Genomic DNA, 22,398 nt, shown 5'->3' on the forward strand with positions numbered 1-22,398 from the left:
ATCACTCCTGGCGCAGGATGGGAGGCGTCGTCACTGTCGGCAGACACCCGGCCACGAGGGGGAACCGTCCGTGCAATTCGAGGTGTGGGCACCACAGGCAGAGCAGGTCACGCTCCATTGCGACGGCGCCACGCGCGCGTTGCGGCGCGACCCGGACCGCGACGGCTGGTGGTCGGGGCAGGCCGAGGCGCAGGACGGCGCGCGGTACGGGTACGCGCTCGACGGCGGCCCGGTCCTGCCCGACCCCCGCTCGCTCCGCCAGCCGGACGGGCCCGACGGGCTCAGCGCGGTCGTCGACCACGACCGGTACGCGTGGCAGCACGAGTGGGCGGGCCGCGATCTGGCCGGAGCGGTCCTCTACGAGCTGCACGTGGGCACGTACACGCGGGAGGGCACGCTCGACGCGGCCGCCGAGCGCCTCGGCCACCTGGCCACTCTCGGGGTCACCCATGTCGAGCTGATGCCGCTGTGCCCCGTCCCGGGCCGGCACGGCTGGGGGTACGACGGCGTCAGCCTGTGGGCCGTGCACGAGCCGTACGGCGGCCCCGAGGCGCTGAAGCGCTTTGTCGACGCGGCGCACGGACTCGGGCTCGGCGTGGTGCTCGACGTCGTCCACAACCACCTGGGCCCGTCGGGCAACTACCTGCCCGCGTTCGGCCCGTACTTCACCGACACGCACCACACGCCGTGGGGCAGCGCCGTGAACCTGGACGCACCCGGCTCGGACGAGACGCGCGCCTATCTGCTGGGCAGCGCGCTGGCCTGGCTGCGCGACTACCGGCTCGACGGGCTGCGCCTCGACGCGATCCACGAGCTGCACGACCGGCGCGCCCTGCCCTTCCTGGAGGAGCTGTCGGCGGCCGTGGACGGGCTCGCTGAGCGCCTCGGCCGGCCGCTCTTCCTGATCGGCGAGTCCGATCTGGGCGACCCGCGCGTCGTCACGCCCCGCGGCGAGGGCGGTCTCGGCCTCCAGGCCCAGTGGAACGACGACGTCCACCACGCCGTGCACGCGGCCGTCTCCGGTGAAAGCAGCGGCTACTACGCCGACTTCGCCCGCGAACCGATGGCCGCCGTCGCCAAGACGCTGATGCACGGCTTCTTCCACGACGGCACGTACTCGTCCTTCCGGGGGCGCCACCACGGCCGGCCCCTTGACCGGACCCGCACCCCCGCGCACCGGCTGCTCGCCTATACGCAGACCCACGACCAGGTCGGCAACCGCGCGCAGGGCGACCGGCTCGCCGCCACCGTCTCGCCGGGGCTGCTCGCGTGTGCGGCGACGCTGGTCCTGACGAGTCCGTTCACGCCGATGCTCTTCATGGGCGAGGAGTGGGCGGCGAGCACCCCGTGGCAGTACTTCACCGACCACACCGATCCGGAGCTCGCCGAGGCCGTCCGCAAGGGCAGGCGGCGGGAGTTCGCGGCGCACGGCTGGTCCGAGCAGGACATTCCCGACCCGCAGGACCCCGCCACGCGCGAGCGGTCCTGTCTCGACTGGGCGGAGGCCGAGACGGGGGACCACGCGCGCGTACTGGCCTGGTACCGCGAGCTGATCGCCCTGCGGCACGCCCGCAGTGACCTCCAGGACGCGGATCTGGCGGCGGTCAAGGTGGCCTACGACGAGGAGGCCCGCTGGATCGCCTACCGGCGGGGGGATCTGCGGGTTGCGGTGAACCTCTCGCCCCGGCCGGTGTCCATTCCGCTGGGGCGGCCGGTGTCTCAGGTGCTGGTGGCTTGGGAGCCGGTGCGGTTGCCTCTGGCGGACGGGGTGTTGAGTGTGCCGGGTGAGTCGTGCGTGGTGGCTGTTGCGCCTTGAGGGGCCTCTGTATATGTACGGCTGCACGGGGCGCGGGGGGTGCGCAGTTCCCCGCGCCCCTGGGTGGTTGCTCGTCTGCGGCTCGGTGGGGGTTGGTCGCGCAGTTCCCCGCGCCCCTAGGTAATTGGTTGTCTGCGGCCCGGTGGGGGCTGAGCGCGCCGTTCCCCGCGCCCCTGGGCCGTTGGTTGTCTGCGGCCCGGTGGGGACTGGTTGCGCAGTTCCCCGCGCCCCTGGGTAGTTGGTTGTCTGCGGCCCGGTGGGAGCTGAGCGCGCCGTTCCCCGCGCCCCTAGGTAGTTGGTTGTCTGCGGCCCGGTGGGGGCTGAGCGCGCCGTTCCCCGCGCCCCTGGCGGGGGCGCTTCGGTGAGATGGCGCACGAAGTGCGCATCTCAGGGGCGCGGGGAACTGCGCGAGAACCCCCACCACCCGCAGCCGACCAACGGCCCAGGGGCGCGGGGAACTGCGCGACCAGCCACGACGCGAGGCGCACCCTCAAGACGGCTGCACCCGGCAGACGGGTCGGCATGGTCGCTCAGCCCACGATCGCCAGGTCCCGCGCGGTGGAGTTGAGGCGCCGGCCGCCGTCCTCGGTGACGGTGACGATGTCCTCGATCCGGACGCCGAAGCGGCCGGGCAGGTAGATACCGGGCTCCACCGAGAAGCACATGCCCGGCACGAGCGGCTGCTCCTCGCCCTCGATCATGTACGGCGGTTCGTGCGTGGTGACGCCGATGCCGTGGCCGGTGCGGTGGATGAAGTACTGGCCGTACCCGGCGTCGTCGATGACCGCGCGGGCGACGCGGTCGACGTCCTGGCAGGCGATCCCGGGCCGGACGGCGTCGCAGGCCGCGCTCTGGGCCTCGCGCACGACGGCGTGGACGCGGCGCTCCTCGTCGGTGGGTTCGCCGACGTGCACGGTGCGGGTGGTGTCGGAGCCGTAGCCGTGCTTGAGGCCGCCGAAGTCCAGGACGACCATGTCGCCGTCCTGGATGACGCGCTCGCCCGCCTCGTGGTGCGGGTTGGCGCCGTTCGGGCCGGAGCCGACGACCGTGAAATCGACCTGCGAGTGCCCGAACTGCCGCAGCAGCGCGGCGAGTTCGCGGGCGATGTCGCTCTCCTTGCGCCCGCCGAAGGCGACCTTCTTGATCTCCTCGTACGTGGCGTCGGCGGCGGCGCCGGCGGCCGCGAGCCGCTCCAGTTCGGCCGCGTCCTTGACGCCGCGCAGCATAGGCAGCGCCTCGGTCAGGGAGACGTACGAGGTGGCGGGCAGGGTGCGCTGGAGGCCGAGCAGATGCATGGCCCAGGCGTTGTCGCTGACGCCGAACCGGCCGTGCGCGTCGAGCAGCGGGGCGGTGATCTCGTACGGGTTCTTGCCGTCGGTCCAGTCGCGCAGGGTCAGCGCGGCGGCGCCCGCGGCCCCGGCGGCGTCCGGTGCCTCCAGTGTCGGCACGACGAGGGTCGGCTCCTGGTCCGCGGCGAGCACCAGGAGGGTGAGCCGCTCGGTGTCCACCGGCGCGTACCCGGTGAGCCAGACCAGGTCCGGTCCTGGCGCCACGAGCACCCCGGCGAGCCCGGCGTCGGCCGCGGACCCGGCGGCCCGTTCCATGCGGGCCCGGTAGTCGGCGGCGGTGAAGGGCGCGGGGGTGCCGGTCGTCATGGCCTGGCCTCCAGGTCGTGGGGCGGGATCGCGTCGGCCGAGCGGCGGGCGAGCGCGTACGGACAAGGACAAGGGTGATCGTATGGACAAGGGGGAGGGGAGGTCTACGGCAGCATCCTGCCCAGCCGCCCGCCCGGCCGTGAGTCCGCGTTCTTAATGGTCGGGCATTGCGGAACCATTACAGCCGGTGCTTTGATCGTCGTCACGCGTGCGGGCCCGGTCCCGCCCCGGCCGGTCACTTCCCGAAGGACATACTGCCCATGCTCGTGCTGGCCCAGATCAGCGATCTGCACCTGGACGGGACCCCCCGTGCCACCGAGCGCGCCCGGCGCGTCATGGACCACCTGCGCGCGCTGCCCGGGCCGGTGGACGCGCTCCTGGTCACCGGCGACATCGCGGACCACGGGAGCGAGCGGGAGTACGAGGAGGCGGCCGGGCTGCTCGGACTGCACGATCCGGCGACGCCGTTCCCCGTCCTGACCTGCCCCGGCAACCACGACAGCCGGCTCCCCTACCGCACGGCCCTGCTCCGCGAGCCGGCCGCCGCGGGGCCGGTCAACCGGGCGCACCGGGTCGGCGGCGCGGCCGTGCTGATGTGCGACTCCAGCATCCCCGGCGCGGACAAGGGCGCGCTCGACGACGAGACGTACGCCTGGATCGAGGAACAGCTCGACGCGCTCGGTGGTGAGACCCCCGCACTGCTCGCCTTCCACCATCCGCCGCTGGCCCTGCACCACCCGCTGCCCGACCGGTACCAGCTGGGCCGGCCCCAGGCGCTGGCCCGGCTGCTGGCGCGGCGGCCGGAGGTGGTGGCGGTGCTCACGGGCCACGCGCACACGCCGGCCGCCACGACCTTCGCCGGGCGGCCGCTGATCTCGGGGCCCGGCGTGACGTGGACGCTGCGGCTGCCCTGGGAGGGCGAGCAGGTCGCGGACCGGGAGGCGCCGGTGGGGCTCGCCTTCCACATCCTGGACGACGAGCAACGGCTGACGACGCACTTCCGTACGGTCTGAAACTCCGTACGGTCTGAACTCCATACGGTCTGAAACTCCGAACAGTCTGAACTCCATACGGTCCGAAACTCCGAACGGTATGAATTCCGTACGGTATGGACTCCGTACGGTCCGAACCGGGTCCCAGTTCAGGTCAGTACACCCGGCAGCGCCGACAACTGCTGCCGGGTGCCGCCGGCGTGACGCACCGTCATGGGCACACGGTGCCCCGGGCGGGCCTTGGCCACCAGGGTCGCCAGATCGCCCGCCGACGCGACCCGCTCCGCGCCCAGCCGCAGCAGGACGTCCCCGCGCACGAGTCCGGCCGCATAGCCGGGACCGGGGACGTGCACGGCGACGACGAGCGCACCGGGGCCGCCGGGCGCGTCGACCACCTCCACCCCGAGACTGCCCCGCAGGGCGGCCGGTGCCGCCGTGCCGCTGGGCCGTACGGCGGGTGGCGCGGCGGGCCGGGACGGAGCTTGCGGCGAGGTTCCGGCCGCCGTCTGCTGGCGCAGCTCGGCCAGCTTGCTCATGCCGATGACGGTGGCCCCGACCGTGCCGAGGCCCACCCCGGCCAGGACCAGGACGAGCGCGCAGGCGAGCCCGGACACCAGGCCGAGCAGCCGCCTGCCGCGGCGCCGCGCGGCGTGCGGACGGCGCACGGGCCGGGAGGCGCGGCCGGGCCGCCGCCCCGCCGGACCCGGCGGGGCGGCTTCGGTCGCGCCCCCGGGCTCCGGCGGAGCCGGCGTGCCCGGCATGGGTTTGGCTCGCAACGCGGTCTGTTCCATCGCCCGCCGCCTCCGGTCGCTCGGTGCAGGTACCGGGCACAGCCCTACCCGCCCCGCTCCCCCGCGACGAACCACGAACGAGTGAGAGTACGGCGGACCACCCGACTCCCCCGGTCGCCCGTCAGGCCGCGTGGCCCCCGTGGCCGCCGCCGTGCCCGGCCCCGTGGTCGAACTTGAGGGCCTCTTCCGGCAGCACGACGAACGGCCGCATCATGCCCATGTCCTCGTGTTCGAGAAGGTGGCAGTGGTACATGAACCGGCCGTACGCGCCGTCGAACCTGCCCATGACGCGCAGCATCTGCCCGGGCAGGGCACGGAAGACGTCCTTGTACCCCTGCTCGTTCGGCGGCAGCGGGACGACCGTGGCCGGGTCGTACCTGACCGGGTCGACCGTGCCGCCCACCGTCACGTCGAAGCCGGCGGCGTCGTACGTGTCGCGGCCGAGGATCTGGAAGTCGGCCAGATGGATGTGCATGGGGTGCACGACGGGCGGGTTCACCGCGAGGTTGAGGAAGCTCCACTGCTCGTAGCTGCCCTCGGCGACGGTGAAGCCGAGGCCGTCGTTGAAGGTCCGGGCGATCCGCCGGTACGTCTTCAAGGCGCCCTTGTCGTCGACGACTTGGATGACGCCCTCGGCGGGGAGCTGGACGGTGGCGGGGTCCTCGACCTCCGCCATCTCCCAGATCTCCGGGTGACCGCCGCCGCCCTTGGTCGCGGGCGAGGTCAGCACGACCAGCCGGTGCCCGTGCCCGATGTCGTGCGTCAGCTTCCGGAAGGAACCGGACACCACGGCGGGCAGCGTGAACGGGTCGGCGACGCAGTCGTCACCCACCCGGAACTCCAGCACGTGCGGATAGGGCACGTTGCCCGGCACGTCCGGCACGCCCGGCGCCTGGTTCGGCCCCTTGTTGACCAGGCGCACCCGCCGTCCGGCGAGCGCCCCGAAGTCGATGAGGAGGTCCATCCGCTCGGCCGGGGCTACGGTGAGCGCCGGCAGCGCCGCGTCGAAGTCGACCGGCACGGGGCGCGGCAGGAGCCCGCCGTCGCTGCCGATCTGGTGGAGCACGCCCGGCACCGGGCGGCCGTCCTCGTCGACCAGGACCAGATCGAAGATGCGCGCGTTCGAGGCGTTGACCAGGCGGAAGCGGTGCCAGGCCGGATCGACCTCGGCGTACGGCCAGATGCGTCCGTTGACCGTCGTGTACGGGCCGGTGAACGGCAGCGTCACGGGCTTGCCGGTCTCCGCGTTCTTCGGGTCGACGACGACCGTCTTGTGCAGCAGCCTTCCGTTGAGCGCGCCGTCGGCGTCGGTGTCCAGGTTCCGGTCGGCGAGGAGCAGCGGGATCTCGCGCTCGCCGCCGGGCAGTTGGAGCGCGTCCTCCTCGTCGTCGCGGATCAGGTACGTGCCGTAGAGCCCCGCCTGCACGTTCCACCGGGTGATATTCATGGCGTGGTCGTGGTACCACCACTGGACGGCCTGGTGGTCGTTCGGGTACTCGGCGAGCTGGGCGTCGCCGCTCCCCACCGCGTTGTCCGCCCAGCCGTCGTTGCCGCCGCCGGTCTGCGCGCCGTGCAGGTGGGTCACGGTCCAGGCGGGCAGGGCGGCCACGTCCGCGCTGGGCGGCACGGAGTCGCGGCCCGGGCGCGTGCTCGGGTTCGGTGCCGCGACCGGCACCTCCACCGCCGTCACCGGGTACTCGCTGCCCTTCGGGATGCGGTTCGTCCAGGCGATCCGGACCCGCTGTCCGCGGCGCACCTCGATGGTCGGGCCCGGCACGCAGCCGTCGTAGCCCCACATCAGGGTCGGCGGGAGCTGCGGGTGCAGCCGCTGCCACGTGGGCCGCAGCGCGATCTCCGTCTCCGTGCGGACGTCGTCGGTGCCGGGCCGCAGCACCGGCGGCACGGTCAGCGGCGCGACGTACGGCACCAGCTCCCCCGGCCCGGTGGTCCGGCTGCGGCCCCGGCCGCGCGCCGCCGCGAGCGAGGCGAGCGGCGCGCCCGCCGTGTCCGGCGTGTCCGACGGATCTGGTGCGTCCGCTGCTTGCGTGTTGTGTTCGATGGTCTCGGTCAAGGTAAGAACACCCCCGTGTGTTCTCGTCATGTCCCCGTGAGGGCAGCCGGTCTCCGGCCGTCTGCCCTAAGAGATGCCGAGCGCGCCGGACAGGTTGCCTGAAGGCCGCATTCCGGACGCGGAGGGTTCGGGGACGGGCCGGGGGCCGGGGGCCGAGGGGATACGGTCCGGTACGAAGCCGTGGGCGCGGCTCGCCAGATAACCGGCGCGGTAACGGTCCACGTTCCGGTGCCAGTTGAGGATGCCGGCCAGCCAGTTCCGCAACTCCTCGACATAGCCGTCCAGGACGGCGCGGGCCTCGCTGCGGAGCTTGAAGTCCTCGTAGAGCACCGGGAGTTCGTGCGCGACGATGTGCTCGAACTGGCGCAGGCGCTGCGTCATCAGGTCGTGCACGATGCCCAGTGCCCGCGGGTAGTCGATGCCGAAGAAGTTCTGCACGACGAGGATCGCGTTGTGGATCTCCCCCTCGTACTCGATCTCCTTCTGGTACGAGAACACGTCGTTGATCAGCATGCCGTAGTCGATGGCCGCGTTCTCCAGGGCCCGGACGGGGCCCGAGCGGTACACCTCGCGCGGTACGGCGGGGCCGTGGCCCATCCGGCACAGGCTCATGGTCAGGTCGGAGCCGAAGGTGGCGCGCCGCATCTCCAGGTAGTCGACGGGGTCGGGGATGCGGTTCTGGAGCTGGTTCAGCACCTCCCACACCCAGCTCTCCGTCATGACGTCCACCGACGCGCGCAGCTCGGCCCGCTGACGCCGCGACATGCCCGCGGTGGTGCGCGCCCACAGGTCGATGAGGCCGCGCTCCATGGCGTTGGCCGGGGGCGGGACGGTCTCGTCCGCCAGGGGCATGCAGGCCGATAGGCGCGCGGTGCAGTGCCGGGCGGCGGCGAGGTCGCGCCGGTGCCCGAAGACCAGCGGGTAGTAGTCGTCCCCGTACGTGCCCCAGGCGAGCCATCGCGCGCTCAGGTCGAGGGCCTCGGGCGTACCGTCCGGGTCGAGTCCGGCGGAGCAGAGCGCCAGGTCGGCCGCGGCGAGCCGGTCCTCGTCCCAGACGCCTTCGGAGAGCATGCCCATCCGCTGCGTCCAGGGCACGAGGTTCTCTCGCGCGCGCTCGAGCGCCGGATTCAGCCGCAGCTCGAAGGGGAGCGCGAAGTCCGGCAGCAGGGACGGCCCGGTCTTCTGGAACGGCACGTGCGTGTAGGCCCGCAGCCGTTCCGCCCCCACCGAGTCGAGCAGGGCGCGCACGTCGGCGGAGGCGGTGCCGGGGCCGGTCGGGCCGTGCAGCGGTGAGCGCTCCTCGACCGCCCCCTCGTTCATGTACCGGCTGGAGCGCAGGTGCCACTCGTGGCCGCCGGACTGCCAGTCCTGGAGCCCGCGCGTGTACGCGGCGACGGCCGCGACCTCGTCCGGCGTCAGCCCCGCGTCCACGGCGAGCGCGGGCACCTCGGTGAACGCGGTGTGCTCGAACTGGTGCAGCCGCGAGGTGAGCACGGAGTTGACGATCTCCGCCGCCTCCTGGGTCGTACAGCCGAAGAAGGTCTCCAGCACCAGGACGCCGTTGGAGAGTTCGCCCTCGTCCTGGACCTCGCGCTCGTAGGAGAAGAGGTCGTTGCGCAGGTGCACGGCGTCGGAGAACGTCTCCATCAGCACGCGCAGCGGGCGTGACCGGGCGACGGAGGCGGGGACCTCGGCGGTCGCGTACTCCACGAGCCCCGCGGACCAGGGCGCCCCGCCGACCTTCCGGCGCATCTCGATGTACTCGACGGGGTTGGCGATGCGTCCCTCGTTGATGTTGGAGAGTTCCCACATCGACTCGTTGAGGAGGTGCTCGGTGGCCTCGGCGAAGCGGCGGCGCCAGTCGGCGGACATCGCGGGCACCGTGCGCCGCCACAGGTCGGCGAGGCCCGCCTCGACGGGGTTCTCCGGCTCGGGGACCGCGGTGGCGAGGTCCATGGGCATGAACAGCGGCAGCCGCGCGAGGTGGGCCCGGCCCGCCTCCCGGTCGTTCGTGCGCTTGAACATGTCGAGGAAGTGGTCGTCGAAGAAGAAGACCCAGACGTACCAGTCGGTGACCAGGGAGAGGGCGGGGCCGTCGCAGTCGGGGTGCGTGTACGCGCACAGCAGTCCGTAGTCGTGGGCGTCGAGATCGCGTTGCTCCCAGACGCCGCTGCCCTCCAGCATGCCCATGGCGCGGGCCCACTCGCCGGAGTGGGCCCGCGCCTCGTCGAGGTGCGGGTTGAGCCGCGCCTGGTACGGCATGTAGAAGCGCGGCAGCTGGAAGGGGTGTGAGGACTGCTCAGTCATGTGCGCGGACCTACCCGTGCCGCTCCCCGGTCATCCGCCGGGCGGCCCGTGATCGTCCCATCGCGTGAACGACGACGGAACCGGCCCCGCGCGGGGCGAAACCCTGCTCACGCGCCGGGCGCGAGGGTCACGCCACCCAGTGCGCGGGCCGGGTCAGCCCCGGCGGCAGCTTGGTGGCCGCGTCGCCGCGGGCCGCGTTGACCTGGGCCTGGGTGAGGAAGACGGCCCCGGTGAGATCGGCGCCGGCGAGCCGCGCGTCCCGCAGGTCCGCCCCGATCAGGTCGGCCGCGCGCAGGTCGGCGCCGGTCAGGTCGGCGGCGACGAGGAGCGCCCCGCGCAGGGTGGCGCCGCGCAGGTCGGCGGCGCGCAGCCGGGCGCCGACCAGGTCCGCGCCGCGGTGGTTCTTCTTGCGGCCGGGCACCTTGGCGCGCACCAGGTCGCTCGCCTTCAGCAGCAGGGTGTTCACCTCAGCGCGGATCGCGGGCACGTCGGCCCCGAGCAGGGCGTCGGCGTCCGCGCGGGTGAGTCGCTCGATGGCGTCGAGCGCGCGCCGGGCCTCGGCGTGCACGGGCCCGGCCGCGGGCAGCCGGAGCACCTCGGTCAGGTACCAGAGCAGTTCGTGCAGTTGCCGCATGGCGGGGAAGACCTCGTACATCGCCCGCGCGGTCCCGGGGCGCTCGCGCCAGCTGACACCCTCGAAGGTGACCTGTGAGATCTTCTGGCCGGCGCCGAAGCAGTCGAAGACGGTGCAGCCCTTGTAGCCCTCGTCGCGCAGCTTCGTGTGGATGCCGCAGCGGAAGTCGTCCTGGAGGTTGTGGCAGGGGCTGCCCGCGCTCTTGTTCCGCGCGAAGTCCTGCGACTTGGCGAACGGCAGCGCGACGCAGCACAGCCCGAAGCAGTCGCCGCAGTCGGCGCGCAGATCCGGGCGGTCGGGCACGGCGGGGGAGGCATCGGGCGCAGTCACGCCCCCATTGTCGCCGATCGCCCGGGCAGGCCCCCTTGTGGCGGACGCGGGGCCGCGCCACCGTGGACGCAACCCCCCGCCCCGCCCCATCCCCGGGAGTCGACGTGGTCTCCACCTATCCGCTGCCCCATGAGCTGCACGGAGACGGCCCGCACAAGGTGATCGCGGTGCACGGCTGGTTCGCCGACCGGTCGGCGTACGCCCCGGTCGTCGCGGACCTGGACCGGTTCTCCTTCACGTACGCGCTGGTGGACCTGCGCGGCTACGGGGAGGCGAAGGAGACTCCGGGGGCGTACACGACGGCGGAGGGCGCGGCCGACGTGCTGGCGCTCGCGGACCGGCTCGGCTGGGAGCGCTTCTCCCTCATCGGGCACTCGATGGGGGCGAGCGTGGCGCAGCGGGTCCTGGCATCGGCCGGGCACCGGGTGCGGCGGATCGTGGGCGTCTCACCGGTCCCGGCGTCGGGGCTGGCGCTGCCGCCGCGACAGTGGGAGCTGTTCGCGACGGCGGACACCGAGCCGGCGCACCGCCGCACCATCCTCGACCTCACCACCGGCGGGGTCCGCCCGGACGCGTGGCTGGACCGGATGGTGGCGCGGTCCCTGGCGTGCAGCGACGCCAAGGCGTTCCGCGCCTGGCTCGACTCGTGGACCGGCGACGACTTCCACCGCGACCTGGACGGCTGCGGAACGCCCGCGCTCGCGGTGACCGGCCGGCTCGACCCGGCGCTGCCGGCGGAGCTGATCCGCGCCACGTGGCTGCACTGGTTCCCCCGCGGCGAACTGGTCGACCTGCCGGTCTGCGGCCACTACGCGATGGACGAGGCGCCGCTCGCGCTGATCCGGGTGGTGGAGGACTTCCTCCGGGCGGACCGGCCCGCCGTCTAGCCCGCGTCCGGCTCCAGGCGCAGCGACACCGAGTTGATGCAGTACCGCTGGTCGGTCGGGGTCGCGTAGCCCTCGCCCTCGAAGACGTGGCCGAGGTGCGAGCCGCACCGCGCGCAGCGGACCTCGGTGCGGACCATGCCGTGCGAGCGGTCCTCGATCAGTTCGACGGCGGCGGAGTCCTTCGGGTCGTAGAAGGAGGGCCAGCCGCAGTGGGACTCGAACTTCTCGGTGGAGGTGAACAGCTCGGCGCCGCACGCCCGGCAGCCGTAGACGCCCTTGGTCTTGGTGTCGGTGTACTCACCGGTGAAGGCGGGCTCGGTGCCGGCCTGGCGCAGTACCGCGTACTCCGCCGGGTTCAGCTCCGCGCGCCACTGCTCGTCCGGCTTCTCGACGTCGTACGACATGGAGACACTCCCTTTCAGCGCTGTGCGAGGTGGTCCAGGATGCGCGGGCCGAGGTCCGTGACGTCGCCCGCGCCCATGGTGAGAACGAGATCACCGGGCTTGGCCATTCCCGCGACGGCCTCGACCGCCGCCGTCTTGTCCTGGGCCGGCTGCACGTCGGCGCCCGCGGCGCGGGCCGCGTCGACGATCAGGGCGCTGGTGATGCCGGGGATCGGGTCCTCGCGGGCCGGGTAGATGTCGAGGACGACCGAGGCGTCCGCGAGCTTCAGGGCCTCGCCCATCTCGCGGCCCAGCTCCTGGGTGCGGGAGAAGAGGTGCGGCTGGAAGAGGACCAGCAGCCGGGAGTCGTCGGCCGCGGCGCGCATCGCCTCCAGGTCGGCCGTCATCTCCGTGGGGTGGTGGGCGTAGGAGTCGATGACCTGTACGCCGTTCGCCTCGCCCTTGAGCTGGAGGCGGCGCTTGACACCCGTGTACGACTTGATCGCGCCGGCCAGGTTCCGGGAGGGGATGCCGAGCGCGACGCCCGCGGCGAGCGCGGCGACCGCGTTGTGCGCGTAGTGGCGGCCGGGGACCGAGACGGTGAAGGTGAGCAGTTTGCCGTCGAGGAGGACCGTCACCTCGCTGGTCAGGCCGCGCGGCGTGACCTTGTGGATGCGGATGTCCGCGCCACTCGACTCGCCGTAGGTGACCACCTTGAGGGAGGTGGTGTCGCGGATGCGGCGGGTCAGCTCGACCGCGCCGGGCTGGTCGGCGGCGATGACCAGGGTGCCGCCGGGGACGATCTTCGAGGTGAAGATCTCGAAGGAGTCGTAGATCTCGTCCATCGACGCGTAGTTGGCGTGGTGGTCGAGTTCGACGTTGAGGATGATCGCGACTTCGGGGCGGTACTTGTGGAAGCTGCGGTCGGACTCGTCGGCCTCGGCGACGAAGATGTCGCCCGCGCCGTGCAGCGCGTTCGAGCCGGGGGCGTCCAGGTCGCCGCCGATCGCGTACGAGGGGTCGAGGCCGAGCGAGGAGAGCGCCACGGCCAGCATCGACGTGGTCGTGGTCTTGCCGTGGGTGCCGGCCACCGCGATGGGGCGCAGACCGTCCATGAGGGCGGCGAGCGCGTCGGAGCGGTGCACGACGGGGATGCCGAGTTCGGCGGCGCGGCGCAGCTCGGGGTTGTCCTCGCGGATCGCGGAGGAGACGACGACGCAGGTGGCCTCGGGCGACAGGTGCGCGGCGTCGTGCCCGATGTGGACCGTGGCGCCGAGCGCGCGCAGCGCCTCGGCCGTGGCGGACTCCCGCGCGTCGCTGCCCGCGACCCGCGCGCCGCGCTGGGCGAGGATCTTGGCGATGCCCGACATTCCGGCGCCGCCGATGCCGATGAAGTGGGGTCGGTCCATGGCGGCGGTAGAAGTGGGCAGGCCGGGTGCCATACGTGTCTCTCCCCTGGGGTTCTTCGGGTGCTGCGGTCCGCGGTCACGGCGACCGCGGGCGGGGGCCAGCCTATGGCCTCCGTCCCGCCCGTCCCGCATCCGCGCCCGCGTCCCGTCCGGCCGCGGCGGGAGCGCCCGGCGTCACGCCTTGCTGTGCGAGAACAGCTTCAGCACCGGCACGCCCACCTTGTGCCGGGCGCGCGAGGCCCAGTCGCGGTGGAAGAACTCCTCGACGTAGTGCGGGTCGGTCAGGACGATCACCTCGTCGGCCCGGACCTCGTCGACGAGCGCCTTGAGCGCGTCGAGCGGGTGGTTCTCGATGAGCCGGCCCTCGGCGGCGCAGCCGGCCTGGTGCAGCGCGGTGAGGGAGACGCCGAGCGCCTGCTCCGCGGGGGCCCTGGCCTCGTCCCCCTCGGGCACCTCGTCCTCGCGGGCCGCCTCGTCCAGCTCGCCCAGGGCGACATCGTCGACGGCCCGCAGCAGGCGGTCCGCCTGGTCGCCGCGGGGCTGGAGCAGGACGTGGAAGGAGACCTCCTCGTCGCCGTGGAGGGTGGTGACGAACTCCACGTCGGCGGAGGTCAGAGCCTTCTCGATCATCAATACGCTCGTGAACACGACGGGCGCCCTTCTTCTGCTGCCGCGGGCCGTCCTGCATCCGGCCCTGGGGTCCTGCGGAAACCATCCTGCCCCGTGCCCGCACGGGGGTCCGCAGGATTTAGTCTGCCCAGCGAGGGCTAAACGGAACGGGTCATTCCACTCCGTGTCGGGGCCGACGGTACCGGGAGAAGAGGAAACCGTCCTCCTCCAGCAGCGACGCCAGCTCGAACCGGGCCGGCAGGGCGAGCCCCGGCCCCCCGGCGATGCGCTGCGCGCTCCCCGACGTGAGCAGCGGCGACAGCGTCAGACAGAGCTCGTCGAGCACCTGTGCCGCCACGAACTGGCCCAGGAGCCGCGGCCCGCCCTCGGTGAGCAGCCGCGTCAGCCCCCGCTCGGCGAGCGCCGCCACCGCCCGCTCCGGCTCCACCCCGGTGCCCTCCCCCGCGATCAGCACCTCGGCCCCGGCCGCGCGCGCCGCCGCCATCCGCTCCGCCGGCGCGGCCGCACCGGTGAGGACGTAGGTCGGGACCAGCGGCTCGGTGAAGAGCGGCAGCGTGAAGTCGAGGTCGAGGCGGGCGCTGAGCACCGCGATGGAGGGGGCGGGGCCCTGCCCGGCCGCCTCGCGGCGCGCGGCGAAGCCGTCCCGGGCGCGGGCCGGCCGGTACCCCTCCTGGCGGACCGTCTCGGCGCCGACCACCACGGCGTCCGCGAGCGCCCGCAGCGTGCCGAAGATCCGCATGTCGGCGGGGCTGGAGATGGGCTGGGAGCGGCCGTCGTGCTGGGCGGCGCCGTCGAGCGTGGAGACCATGTTGGCGCGCAGCCAGACCGGCGCCGCCGACCGGTCCGGATAGCCGTAGGCGGCGGCGAGCTCGTCGAGGCTCCACTCCCGGCCCGGGGGCCCCGCGGCCGCGTCCCGGCCCTCCCGGCCCTCGTGATCTGCTGTTTCGTACGTCACAGGGAACAGGCGTCGCATGACGAGCAGTGTGGCACGGCCACTAAGCTGGTGAGTTGTGTCGTCCTCCCCCGTAGCCCCCGGCTCCCGCCCGACGGGCAGCAGCCCCATAGCCGAAGCGGCGCCCCCGTCGCTGTGCGCCCGCGAACCGCACGTCCCCGCGGAGCGCCTGGTCGCCGAGATGGTGCCGCCGCCGCGGTTCAGCGCCGCCCGGTTCGACACGTACATTCCGGACCCGGACCAGCCGAGCCAGACACAGGCCGTGCAGGTCCTCAGCTCCTTCGCCGCCGGGCTCGGCGGGGCGGGGGCCGGCGGCGCGGGCAAGAAGCGGGGCCTGTTCGGCTTCGGGAAGAAGGCCGCCGCCCCGGCCGGTCCGCGCGGCGTCTATCTGGACGGCGGGTACGGCGTCGGCAAGACCCACCTCCTCGCCTCCCTGTGGCACGCCACCCCGGCCGCGCCCGAGCGGAAGGCGTTCGGCACGTTCGTCGAGCTGACGAACCTGGTCGGTGCCCTCGGCTTCCAGCAGACCGTGCGCACACTGAGCGAACACCGGCTGCTGTGCATCGACGAGTTCGAGCTCGACGACCCGGGCGACACCGTCCTCGTCTCCACGCTGCTGGGCCGGCTGGTCGAGGCGGGTGTCGCGCTCGCCGCCACCTCGAACACGCTCCCCGGCAAGCTCGGCGAGGGGCGGTTCGCCGCCGCGGACTTCCTCCGCGAGATCCAGGGCCTGTCCGCCCACTTCCGGCCGGTGCGTATCGACGGCGAGGACTACCGGCACCGCGGCCTGCCCGAGGCGCCCGCGCCGTTCTCGGACGAGCAGGTCACCGAGGCCGCGTACGCCACCGAGGGCGCCTCGCTCGACGCCTTCCCGCAGCTGCTCGACCACCTGGCCCGGGTGCACCCGAGCCGGTACGGCGCGCTGACGGACGAGCTGAGCGCGGTCTGCCTGACCGGCGTCTGCGCCGTGCCCGACCAGTCCACCGCCCTGCGCCTGGTGGTCCTCGCCGACCGGCTCTACGACCGGGAGATCCCGGTGCTCGCCTCGGGGCAGCCGTTCGACGGCCTGTTCAGCGAGGAGATGCTGAACGGCGGTTACCGGAAGAAGTACTTCCGGGCGATCTCGCGCCTCACCGCGCTGGCCCGCGACGCCAAGGAGCTCGTCCGGCCGTAGCCGCGCGCGCCGCCGGCGGCGCGGCCCGCCGACGCTCCGCGCCTGGTTCCCGCGCCACGGCGCAGGTGATAGACACACCGGGTCACAGTTCCTGTCCGCCAGCAGGAGGTTGCCCCATGTCCGAGACACGGCTGTCCGCGACACGACGTCAGATGCTCGCCCGTTCCGGCGCGTTGGGGGTGGGCATCGCCTTCGCCGGTTCCCTCTCCGAGCTGTTCGCGGGCTCCGCGGCCGCGCACGGCCGCGCCGGCTACGGCCCCCTGGTCCCCGATCCGGCCGGCCTGCTCGATCTGCCGAAAGGTTTCCGCTACCGGGTGCTCTCCCGTGAGGGCGACCCGCTGCGCTCCGGTGAGGGGCCGGTGCCCAGCAACCACGACGGCATGGCCGCCTTCGCCGGCCGGCAGGGCCGCGTCCACCTCGTGCGCAACCACGAGAACCGCGTCACCGGCAAGATCGCGGTCCCGACCGTCGACGGGCTCACCTACGACCCGATGGGCAAGGGCGGCTGTACGGCGCTCACCGTCGACCGGCACGGCGAGGTGCTCACCGAGCGGGTCGCCATCGCCGGTACGGCCGTCAACTGCGCGGGCGGCCACACCCCCTGGGGCACCTGGCTGACCTGCGAGGAGACCGAGGACCGGGCCGGCACGAACGGGTACACCAAGGACCACGGCTTCATCTTCGAGGTCGATCCCGTCGATCCGCACCGCTCGGGGGCGGTACCGCTCACCGCCATGGGCCGCTTCCAGCACGAGGCGATCGCCGTCGACCCGCGGCGCGGCGTCGTCTACGAGACCGAGGACGCGTTCGACAAGCCGTTCGGCCTCTTCTACCGGTTCCTGCCGCAGAAGCCGCACGGCGGTCTCGGCTCGCTGCGCGCGGGCGGCCGGCTCCAGGCGATGCGGGTGCCCGGCGTGCCCGACCTGTCGGTGGTCCAGGAGACCGGGGCGACCTTCACGGGCATCGAGTGGGCCGACGTCCCCGATCCGCTCGCCGCCGGGACCCCCATCCGCAACCAGGACTTCGGGCCGCGGGGCATCACCCATGCCCAGAAGCTGGAGGGGTGCTACTGGGGCGGGTCGTGCGTGTACTTCGTGTCGTCGTACGCGCGCAGCCGGGAGGGGTCCGCCGCCGACCACTACGGGCAGATCTGGCGCTACGACCCGGCGGCGCGCCGGCTCACCCTGGTCATCGTCTTCGGCCCCGGCACGGACGTGCAGCTGCCCGGCGAGGAGCCCGACAACATCTGCCTCGCGCCCAGCGGCGGCCTGATGGTGTGCGAGGACGGCGAGGGCGCGCAGCACGTCTTCGGCGTGACCAGGAAGGGCGAGGTGTACGCGATGGCGCGGGGCCGGCAGAACATCGGGACGCGGGAGGAGCCCGCCTGGGGCGAGTTCGCCGGGGTCACGTTCGCGCCGGACGGCGAGACCATGTACGTGAACTGCTACACGCCGGGGACGACGTTCGCGGTGACCGGCCCCTGGCACCGCTGACGCGGTCCTGACGACGCCGCCCGGACCGGCCGGCCGGGGCCCGTGGCCCAGCTGACCGGTTTCGGGCGGCGTGGTGCGCGGCCGCCCTGGGCAGGGTCCCGGCATGGACGAACGACCGCACACCGCATGGGAGTTCACCGACGACCGCGGCCACCGCGCCGCGGCGCCCCGGGCGCCGCGGCGGGTAGTCGCCTACATACAAGCCGCCGCGAGCCTGTGGGACCTCGGGATACGCCCGGTGGGGATCTTCGGCTCGTACCACGACGGGGAGAGCCCCGATCTCGCCAAGGCCGGGGCGTTGCCCCTGGATGACGTCGCATACCTGGGGGCCGGGGCGGGGCTCGGGCTCGACGACGTGCTCGCGGCGCGGCCGGATCTCGTCGTGGCACTGACGTACGGCGGCGGGCAGGTGTACGGGGTCGAGCCGGACGTGGCGAAACATCTGGAGGAGCACGTCCCGGTCGTCGTGCTCGACGTGGGGCAGGGCCGGAGCCTGTCCGCCGTACGGGAGCGGATGGCGGAGCTGGGCCGATCGCTCGGCGCGGTACAAGAGCCGTCGGCGCTGCGGGAACTGGCTCGGGCGGAACAGGAGTTGACCGCCGCGGCCGCAGCGGCGAGCAGGGTGCGGGTGCTGGCGCTCTCGCCCGGCGGGCCGGACACCGTGCACCTCGCGCGGCCCGCGAAGTGGCCCGACCTGAGCGCCCTGACCGGGCTCGGGGTGCGCACCGTGGAGCCGCCCGAGGGGCCCGGCGCGAACTGGTCCACCGGCTCCTGGGCCGACGCGGCCGCGCTGGCGCCGGACGTGGTCCTGGTGGACGCCCGGGCCAACGCGGCGCCGCCGGAGCAGTACGCGGACGACGCGCGCTGGGCGGCCGTGGCCGAGCGGGCCGTGGTGCTGCCGTGGAACCCGGAGCTCGCGGCCGGCGCCACCGCGCACGCGGCGTTCTTCGCCCAGGTGGCGGAGGTGCTGCGACAGCGAGGGGGTGACAGCCCTCCCCGCCTGCCCGATTAATCCCATTTTCCGGATTATCGTCACGGCGTGATCCGCACCTCTCGCCACGTCCTCCACCGCACCGCACTGACCTGCGCCCTGGCCGCCCTCGCCGTCGGCGCCGCCGCCTGCTCCGACGGCGGCGCCGCGCCCCCGCACCCCGGGCGGACGCACCGGCCCGCCGCGAGCCGGCCGGCCGCCGCGCCGACGGAGCCGCCCACGCTCGCCCCGGGCCCTGCCGGGCTGACCCCGGTCTTCACGAGCGCCCCGCGGGCCCGGGGCCGCACCGTCGCGCTCACCTTCGACGCCGACATGACCGCCGACGAGGGCGCCCGCGCCGCTTCCGGCGAGCACTTCGACAACCCGCCGCTCATCGCGGCCCTGCGGTCGCTGCGGGTGCCGGCCACCGTCTTCATGACCGGGCGCTGGGCCGAGCAGTACCCGGCGCAGGCCAGGGACATCGGCGCGGACCCGCTCTTCGAGGTCGCCAACCACTCCTACAGCCACTACGCCTTCACCGGTGACTGCTACGGGCTGCCCACCGTGGCGCCCGGACGGATGCGGGCCGACGTCGAGCGGGCGTTCGCCGCGTTCCGCGCGGCGGGGGTCGCCCACGTGGTGCCGTACTTCCGCTTCCCGGGCGGCTGTTACGACCGGCGGGCACTGCGGGCCCTCGCCCCGGCCGCCGTCACCGCCGTGCAGTGGTCCGTGGTGAGCGGTGACGCGTTCGCGACGGACGCGGGCGCGGTGACGCGGCAGGTCCTCGACGGGGTCCGGCCGGGGTCGGTCGTCGTCCTGCACTGCACCCGCAGTGCGGCGCCGACGACGGAGCGGGTGGTCCGGGCCGTGGTGCCGGCGCTGCGCGCGAAGGGCTTCCGGTTCGTCCGGGTCTCCGCACTGCTCGGGGCGGCCGGCCGGGCGTGACCGTACGCTGGCCGGCATGGAGAACACCGAGGAGGCAGGGGCCGAGGTCGCCGCGTGCGTGCTGTGCCGCCGGCCCACCGAGTATCCCGAGTCCACCAAGGGCGTGACGCTCTGCCCGGTCTGCGAGTGGCAGGAAGCGCAGCGCCAGGCCTGTTCCGGCTGAGCGGTCACCGGCGGGACGCGAGGGCGCGGGGGCGGGCCGGGCTGCTGGCAGACTGGACGGGTGACCAGCGACGACACCCCTACGCCCCGGACCTCCTCCCCGGCGGCGGCCGAGGCCGACAGCCCGTTCCGTGAGACGCGCACCGCGCGCGACGAGGCACCGCAGTTCGTGCTGCCGCTCGTGGTGCGCATCGAGCGGGCCGACCCGCCGGCCCGCACGGACGCCCTGGAGACGGCGGCGCGGGCGGTGCTCGTACTGCTGTCCGACGAGCGGGCGCTCGGCGAGGGCGCGTGGGCCGCCGCCGTGCGGGACTGGCAGGACGCCCGGATCCGCAAGGTGGTGCGGCGGGCGCGGGGCGCGGAGTGGCGCCGCGCGCAGACCCTCGACGGCATCACGGTCACCGGACGCGGCGGCGCCGAGGTGCGCGTCTTCCCGCCGGTGCCGCTCGACGGCTGGCCCAAGGACCTGGCGAAGCTCCAGGTCTCCGGCACGGACCTGGACGACCCCGCGCCGCCGCCCGCCCCGGACCCCGCCGCGCCGGTGCTGTGGCTCAACCCCGGGCTGGAGATGACGGCGGGCAAGGCGATGGCGCAGGCCGGGCACGGCGCGCAGCTGGCCTGGTGGGAGCTGTCCGGCGCGGAGCGCAAGGAGTGGCGGGAGGCGGGCTTCCCGCTCGCGGTACGGACGGCCGACCCCGCCCGCTGGGAGCCGCTGACCCGGGCCGGGCTGCCGGTGGTGCGGGACGCCGGATTCACGGAGATCGCGCCGGGGTCGTGCACGGTGGTGGCGGAGGGCGCCCGCGAGGGAACCCTCCTGTCGGGTCTCGGCCAGGCGTGAGGGACTGACGCGAACGGGTGCGAGGCCGGGGGCGGCCGGTGCTGGCCGGCGGTCACTCCTCCGTGCCGCATCATGGACCCATGACCGAGGCGGGGAGTGCGGTGGACGGCAGGGTCGCGCGGGGGAACGAGACCCGGCGGCTCGTGCTGCGCCGCACCGTCGGCATCGCCTCGGTGGAAGGTCTCGACGCCCTCTCCATCGGGCGGCTCGCGACAGAGCTGAAGCTCAGCAAGAGCGGCGTGTTCGCCCTGTTCGGCTCCAAGGAGGAGTTGCAGCTCGCGACCGTGCGCGCCGCCGCCCGCATTTACGAGGAGACGGTCGTGCGGCCGGTCCTGGAGTCCGTTCCCGCCGGGGTGGACCGGCTGTGGCGGCTGTGCGGAAGCTGGCTGGAGTACTCGCGGGGGCGCGTCTTCCCCGGCGGCTGCTTCTTCTACGGGGTCCTCGCCGAGTACGACGCCCGCGAGGGCGCGGTCCACGACGCGCTGGCCCGGGCGCAGCGGAGCTGGGTCGGGCTCGTCGAGCGGTGTGCCGAGGAGGCGCGCGACGTCGGTGAGCTGCGCCGGGACGCCGATGTGCAGCAGCTCGCCTTCGAGTTGATCGCCCTGATGGAGATGGCGAACGCGCAGTCGGTGATGCATGGCGAGCAGGACGTGTACCGGCGGGCCGAGGTGGGCATCGCCGCGCGGCTGGGCTGCCTGGTCACCGAGCCCCGGCTCAAGCCCCGTATCACATAGGGCTGTCGGGGCCCGGCGGCCCCTTGTTCCGCCCGTCCGTGAATCGTGCGCGGCGAACTTCGCCAAATTTCAGCACGATCGTTCGTTTAGTTTTATGGTCGGGAGATGACACCGAGAATCCTGCGCGCCCCCTGGCGGCCGGGCCCGGCCCTGGACCACGCCACCGCCCCCTGCTGGATCAGCGTCACCGAGTTCACCGCCGACGGACACCTGCGGGCGGCGGCCGTCGCCGTCAACGGCACGCGCCTGCGCCGCCGTTGGCCGCGGACGGCCGGGTCCGTCGGCATGTGGTTGTGGGCGGACCCGCCGCGCCGCCGCTCGGGCTCCGTCTCCGTGTGGACCGACGAGGAGCCGCTCACCGGCTTCGTCCGGCGCCCCGACCACGCCCGCATCGTCCGCGCCTTCCGCGGGCACGGCACGATGCGGGCCACCGGCTGGGCGGTGCCGGACTTCGACGCCGGGTCCGTCTGGGCCACCGCCCATGACCTCCTCACCGCGGCGACGCCGTGGCCGGCCGCCGCCGCACGTGCGGGAAAGGCACCCCGATGACCGATCTGATCGCCCTGGACCGCCTCGCCGTCCTGGAGTCGGTACGCCTCCTCGGCCTGGCCGCCGATGCGGACCTGGAGCGGGACACACCCTGCGTGGGCTGGACGCTGCGCCGGCTCGCCGCCCATATGACAGCCCAGCACCGCGGTTTCGCGGCCGCCGCGCGCGGCGAGGGTGACGGCCCCGCGCCGTGGCGGGAGACGACGGACACCGCGGACCCCGCCGGGGCGCACCGTGCCGCCGCGCGCGACCTGCTCGACGCGTTCACCCAACCCGGTGTGCCGGCGCGCGAGTTCGCGCTGCCGGGACTGCGTGGGGGCCCCGGGCCCGGCGGCGGCTGGCCGGGGCGGTTCGCCGTCGGGTTCCACCTCGTGGACTACGCCGTCCACGCCTGGGACGTGGCCGTGACGCTCGGCGCCCGTGTCGAGCTGCCCGCGCCGGTCGTGACCGCGGCTCTGGCCGTCGCCCGGCAGGTGCCCGCGGACCCCGGGCTCCGCGGCCCCGGCGCCGCTTTCGGGCCGCCGGTCCAGGCCCCCGGGGCGGCCTCGGACTTCGCCAGGATGCTGACGCTGCTGGGGCGCGACCCCGGCCGGTGGCCCGGCGGGGAACCTCAAATGTAGCTCTGAACGTCCCTACCGCGGGGTTCGCCCGGCGCCGCGGGGGCGATGACAACAGC

General features: G+C 73.9%; 21 protein-coding genes. 12 read left to right on the forward strand and 9 right to left on the reverse strand.

The annotated features are described in order from the left end of the window. Positions 1 to 70: 70 nt before the first annotated feature. A complete protein-coding gene (gene treZ, locus ABZY33_RS25270) occupies positions 71 to 1,816 on the forward strand; it encodes a malto-oligosyltrehalose trehalohydrolase (protein WP_356493950.1) in 1,746 nt (581 codons plus the stop codon). Between the two features lie 530 nt (positions 1,817 to 2,346). Here treZ and ABZY33_RS25275 read toward each other — a convergent pair. Further along, on the reverse strand, positions 2,347 to 3,471 hold the full coding sequence (locus tag ABZY33_RS25275) for an aminopeptidase P family protein (protein WP_356493951.1): 1,125 nt from the start codon (positions 3,469 to 3,471) through the stop codon (positions 2,347 to 2,349). A gap of 260 nt (positions 3,472 to 3,731) precedes the next feature. On the opposite strand from ABZY33_RS25275, the gene ABZY33_RS25280 reads away from it, so the two are divergent. Beyond that, entirely contained in the window at positions 3,732 to 4,484 is a 753-nt protein-coding gene (locus ABZY33_RS25280) for a phosphodiesterase (RefSeq protein WP_356493952.1), read from the forward strand. 128 nt (positions 4,485 to 4,612) lie between these two features. Here the strand turns inward: ABZY33_RS25280 and ABZY33_RS25285 are convergent, their stop codons facing one another. The 4 genes from ABZY33_RS25285 to ABZY33_RS25300 form a co-directional block, all read right to left on the reverse strand. Beyond that, the gene (locus ABZY33_RS25285) at positions 4,613 to 5,254 is read right to left on the reverse strand and encodes a PDZ domain-containing protein (RefSeq protein ID WP_356493953.1); all 642 of its coding nucleotides are present in this window, start codon (positions 5,252 to 5,254) and stop codon (positions 4,613 to 4,615) included. Positions 5,255 to 5,375: 121 nt separating this feature from the next. Continuing rightward, the gene (phsA, locus tag ABZY33_RS25290; RefSeq protein ID WP_356493979.1) at positions 5,376 to 7,181 is read right to left on the reverse strand and encodes an O-aminophenol oxidase PhsA; all 1,806 of its coding nucleotides are present in this window, start codon (positions 7,179 to 7,181) and stop codon (positions 5,376 to 5,378) included. 210 nt (positions 7,182 to 7,391) lie between these two features. Further along, entirely contained in the window at positions 7,392 to 9,632 is a 2,241-nt protein-coding gene (gene cyc2 / locus ABZY33_RS25295) for a germacradienol/geosmin synthase Cyc2 (RefSeq protein ID WP_356493954.1), read from the reverse strand. A gap of 127 nt (positions 9,633 to 9,759) precedes the next feature. Next, the gene (locus tag ABZY33_RS25300) at positions 9,760 to 10,596 is read right to left on the reverse strand and encodes a pentapeptide repeat-containing protein (protein WP_356493955.1); all 837 of its coding nucleotides are present in this window, start codon (positions 10,594 to 10,596) and stop codon (positions 9,760 to 9,762) included. A gap of 104 nt (positions 10,597 to 10,700) precedes the next feature. Here ABZY33_RS25300 and ABZY33_RS25305 point away from each other — a divergent pair, with 104 nt between their 5' ends. Then, the gene (locus tag ABZY33_RS25305; protein WP_356493956.1) at positions 10,701 to 11,483 is read left to right on the forward strand and encodes an alpha/beta hydrolase; all 783 of its coding nucleotides are present in this window, start codon (positions 10,701 to 10,703) and stop codon (positions 11,481 to 11,483) included. Here ABZY33_RS25305 and msrB read toward each other — a convergent pair. The 4 genes from msrB to ABZY33_RS25325 all read right to left on the reverse strand — a co-directional run bounded on the left by msrB (position 11,480) and on the right by ABZY33_RS25325 (position 14,878). Next, complete coding sequence (gene msrB, locus ABZY33_RS25310; RefSeq protein ID WP_356493957.1) at positions 11,480 to 11,887, reverse strand: peptide-methionine (R)-S-oxide reductase MsrB; 408 nt, start codon at positions 11,885 to 11,887, stop codon at positions 11,480 to 11,482. The genes ABZY33_RS25305 and msrB overlap by 4 nt on opposite strands. A gap of 14 nt (positions 11,888 to 11,901) precedes the next feature. Then, positions 11,902 to 13,308 carry a UDP-N-acetylmuramate--L-alanine ligase gene (murC, locus tag ABZY33_RS25315; RefSeq protein WP_356493958.1) on the reverse strand — a complete coding sequence of 469 codons (1,407 nt, stop codon included), beginning with the start codon at positions 13,306 to 13,308 and terminating at the stop codon, positions 11,902 to 11,904. Positions 13,309 to 13,449: 141 nt separating this feature from the next. Next, entirely contained in the window at positions 13,450 to 13,923 is a 474-nt protein-coding gene (locus tag ABZY33_RS25320) for an indole-3-glycerol phosphate synthase (RefSeq protein WP_356493959.1), read from the reverse strand. A gap of 133 nt (positions 13,924 to 14,056) precedes the next feature. Next, positions 14,057 to 14,878 carry a pyrimidine reductase family protein gene (locus ABZY33_RS25325; protein WP_356493960.1) on the reverse strand — a complete coding sequence of 274 codons (822 nt, stop codon included), beginning with the start codon at positions 14,876 to 14,878 and terminating at the stop codon, positions 14,057 to 14,059. A gap of 37 nt (positions 14,879 to 14,915) precedes the next feature. On the opposite strand from ABZY33_RS25325, the gene zapE reads away from it, so the two are divergent. The 9 genes from zapE to ABZY33_RS25370 all read left to right on the forward strand — a co-directional run bounded on the left by zapE (position 14,916) and on the right by ABZY33_RS25370 (position 22,342). Then, the gene (gene zapE, locus ABZY33_RS25330) at positions 14,916 to 16,031 is read left to right on the forward strand and encodes a cell division protein ZapE (protein ID WP_356493961.1); all 1,116 of its coding nucleotides are present in this window, start codon (positions 14,916 to 14,918) and stop codon (positions 16,029 to 16,031) included. 116 nt (positions 16,032 to 16,147) lie between these two features. Then, the gene (locus ABZY33_RS25335) at positions 16,148 to 17,524 is read left to right on the forward strand and encodes an alkaline phosphatase PhoX (RefSeq protein WP_356493962.1); all 1,377 of its coding nucleotides are present in this window, start codon (positions 16,148 to 16,150) and stop codon (positions 17,522 to 17,524) included. 103 nt (positions 17,525 to 17,627) lie between these two features. Continuing rightward, positions 17,628 to 18,536: an ABC transporter substrate-binding protein gene (locus ABZY33_RS25340; protein ID WP_356493963.1), complete on the forward strand. Its 909-nt coding sequence runs from the start codon at positions 17,628 to 17,630 to the stop codon at positions 18,534 to 18,536. 30 nt (positions 18,537 to 18,566) lie between these two features. Then, positions 18,567 to 19,439 carry a polysaccharide deacetylase family protein gene (locus ABZY33_RS25345; protein ID WP_356493980.1) on the forward strand — a complete coding sequence of 291 codons (873 nt, stop codon included), beginning with the start codon at positions 18,567 to 18,569 and terminating at the stop codon, positions 19,437 to 19,439. A gap of 16 nt (positions 19,440 to 19,455) precedes the next feature. Then, a complete protein-coding gene (locus ABZY33_RS25350; protein ID WP_356493964.1) occupies positions 19,456 to 19,602 on the forward strand; it encodes a hypothetical protein in 147 nt (48 codons plus the stop codon). A gap of 60 nt (positions 19,603 to 19,662) precedes the next feature. Further along, entirely contained in the window at positions 19,663 to 20,439 is a 777-nt protein-coding gene (locus ABZY33_RS25355; RefSeq protein ID WP_356493965.1) for a peptidyl-tRNA hydrolase, read from the forward strand. An 80-nt stretch (positions 20,440 to 20,519) separates the two neighbouring features. Next, positions 20,520 to 21,173, forward strand: a complete 654-nt coding sequence (locus ABZY33_RS25360; protein ID WP_356493966.1) for a TetR/AcrR family transcriptional regulator — start codon at positions 20,520 to 20,522, stop codon at positions 21,171 to 21,173. A gap of 105 nt (positions 21,174 to 21,278) precedes the next feature. Further along, the gene (locus ABZY33_RS25365) at positions 21,279 to 21,722 is read left to right on the forward strand and encodes a hypothetical protein (protein WP_356493967.1); all 444 of its coding nucleotides are present in this window, start codon (positions 21,279 to 21,281) and stop codon (positions 21,720 to 21,722) included. Continuing rightward, entirely contained in the window at positions 21,719 to 22,342 is a 624-nt protein-coding gene (locus ABZY33_RS25370; RefSeq protein ID WP_356493968.1) for a TIGR03086 family metal-binding protein, read from the forward strand. Before ABZY33_RS25365 ends, ABZY33_RS25370 begins: the two co-directional genes overlap by 4 nt. Positions 22,343 to 22,398 lie beyond the last annotated feature (56 nt).

Origin of the sequence: Streptomyces sp. NPDC006552 (genome assembly GCF_040611655.1) — a bacterium.
Classification (GTDB): Bacteria; Actinomycetota; Actinomycetes; order Streptomycetales; family Streptomycetaceae; genus Streptomyces.

Coding starts and splice junctions, on each gene's coding strand:
- cyc2 (WP_356493954.1), bottom strand. CDS start 9,632: ATGACTGAGCAGTCCTCACACCCCTTCCAGCTGCCGCGCTTCTACATG.
- ABZY33_RS25275 (WP_356493951.1), bottom strand. CDS start 3,471: ATGACGACCGGCACCCCCGCGCCCTTCACCGCCGCCGACTACCGGGCC.
- ABZY33_RS25335 (WP_356493962.1), top strand. CDS start 16,148: ATGTCCGAGACACGGCTGTCCGCGACACGACGTCAGATGCTCGCCCGT.
- ABZY33_RS25340 (WP_356493963.1), top strand. CDS start 17,628: ATGGACGAACGACCGCACACCGCATGGGAGTTCACCGACGACCGCGGC.
- ABZY33_RS25350 (WP_356493964.1), top strand. CDS start 19,456: ATGGAGAACACCGAGGAGGCAGGGGCCGAGGTCGCCGCGTGCGTGCTG.
- ABZY33_RS25360 (WP_356493966.1), top strand. CDS start 20,520: ATGACCGAGGCGGGGAGTGCGGTGGACGGCAGGGTCGCGCGGGGGAAC.
- ABZY33_RS25280 (WP_356493952.1), top strand. CDS start 3,732: ATGCTCGTGCTGGCCCAGATCAGCGATCTGCACCTGGACGGGACCCCC.
- ABZY33_RS25285 (WP_356493953.1), bottom strand. CDS start 5,254: ATGGAACAGACCGCGTTGCGAGCCAAACCCATGCCGGGCACGCCGGCT.
- ABZY33_RS25370 (WP_356493968.1), top strand. CDS start 21,719: ATGACCGATCTGATCGCCCTGGACCGCCTCGCCGTCCTGGAGTCGGTA.
- ABZY33_RS25325 (WP_356493960.1), bottom strand. CDS start 14,878: ATGCGACGCCTGTTCCCTGTGACGTACGAAACAGCAGATCACGAGGGC.
- msrB (WP_356493957.1), bottom strand. CDS start 11,887: ATGTCGTACGACGTCGAGAAGCCGGACGAGCAGTGGCGCGCGGAGCTG.
- murC (WP_356493958.1), bottom strand. CDS start 13,308: ATGGCACCCGGCCTGCCCACTTCTACCGCCGCCATGGACCGACCCCAC.
- ABZY33_RS25365 (WP_356493967.1), top strand. CDS start 21,279: ATGACACCGAGAATCCTGCGCGCCCCCTGGCGGCCGGGCCCGGCCCTG.